Annotated in this window: 1 protein-coding gene; it reads right to left on the minus strand. The window is 48.3% G+C overall.

The features are described 5' to 3' along the window. A partial coding sequence (locus UF75_RS25920; protein ID WP_045577385.1) for a DUF11 domain-containing protein occupies positions 1-497 on the minus strand: 497 nt, incomplete at both ends.

Below are 497 nucleotides of genomic sequence, written 5' to 3' on the forward strand. Positions count from 1 at the left end.
GTAACAGGGTTACTTACTGTTGTAGCGATAACCGGCGGCTCGCCGAACTGGTACTCTACCAAGGCATCATTGGTTAACTGCGGGGGTACCGGAAGTGCGGATATCGTCACCTGAAAGGTTACCGTCACCACTCCTCCGGGAGGAATGACATCATTAGGAGGACTGGCTGGTATACTAAATCCTACCGTAGGATTTAGTCCTGCTTGAGGCACTCCATTGATCGTTACCGTTCCCGGGATAAAGGTAGTGCCTACCGGAGGTAGATCCAGGAAGAATACATTACTGGCATCTACATTCCCTTGATTGGTGATGACTGAGGTATAGGTCAGAGTATCCCCTACTGTTGTAAACGCCTTATCCACGCTTTTTACGACCGCAAGCTCCCCAATGATCGTTTCGGTAACGACTGTAATGACTGGATTACTGGTTGTTGTACCATTTAGCGGTGGTAAATTCGGATCGATCTGATACTGGTAGTTGATGGTTGCAGTATTCGT

This window comes from Desulfosporosinus sp. I2, from assembly GCF_000960765.1.
Taxonomy (GTDB): domain Bacteria; phylum Bacillota; class Desulfitobacteriia; order Desulfitobacteriales; family Desulfitobacteriaceae; genus Desulfosporosinus.